This window comes from Kocuria sp. CPCC 205263, from assembly GCF_040981075.1.
GTDB lineage: Bacteria > Actinomycetota > Actinomycetes > Actinomycetales > Micrococcaceae > Kocuria > Kocuria rosea.
This window is the reverse complement of the sequence record NZ_JAVKPV010000095.1, coordinates 1-507: the sequence shown is the minus strand read 5'-3', so window position 1 is coordinate 507 and position 507 is coordinate 1. Positions and strand designations below refer to the sequence as shown.

1 protein-coding gene is annotated in these 507 nt (G+C 52.3%); it reads right to left on the bottom strand.

The genetic code is table 11. The annotated features are described in order from the left end of the window. The coding region (locus tag RF647_RS19320; RefSeq protein WP_368813147.1) for a signal recognition particle receptor subunit alpha at positions 1-164 on the bottom strand (164 nt) is incomplete at its 3' end. Positions 165-507 lie beyond the last annotated feature (343 nt).

Here is a 507-nt window from a genome sequence, read left to right as displayed (position 1 = left end):
ACGCGGTTGATAAAATCACGCACGACTGGTAACGCAACGTCTGCTTCGAGCAGCGCCATGCGCACTTCGCGCAGCGTTTCCTTGATATTCTCTTCGGTGAGGCGTCCGCGGCCGCTGATGTTGCGCAGCGTGCGCGACAAACGATCGGTTAAATTATCAAACATTGTCTCTCGCCTGGGGTAGAAACGTTGGGTCGCGTAAGCGACACATACACAGAATTTTGCCGGAGTATAACATGAAGGCAGCTTTGTTGTTATGCAACGGTTGGAGCACGCGTCACGTAACGTTATACTGCTTATCTTTCTTATTAAGACAACTGTCGACGCCTATATGCCTGTTTTCGCACTGATCGCCCTTGTTGCCTACTCTGTCAGCCTCGCGCTGATCATTCCCGGCCTGCTGCAAAAAAACAGCGGCTGGCGGCGCATGGCTGTTCTTTCGGCGGTAATAGCACTGATAAGCCATGCTTTTGCACTGGAATCTCGCATTATTCCTGGCGACGGCAGC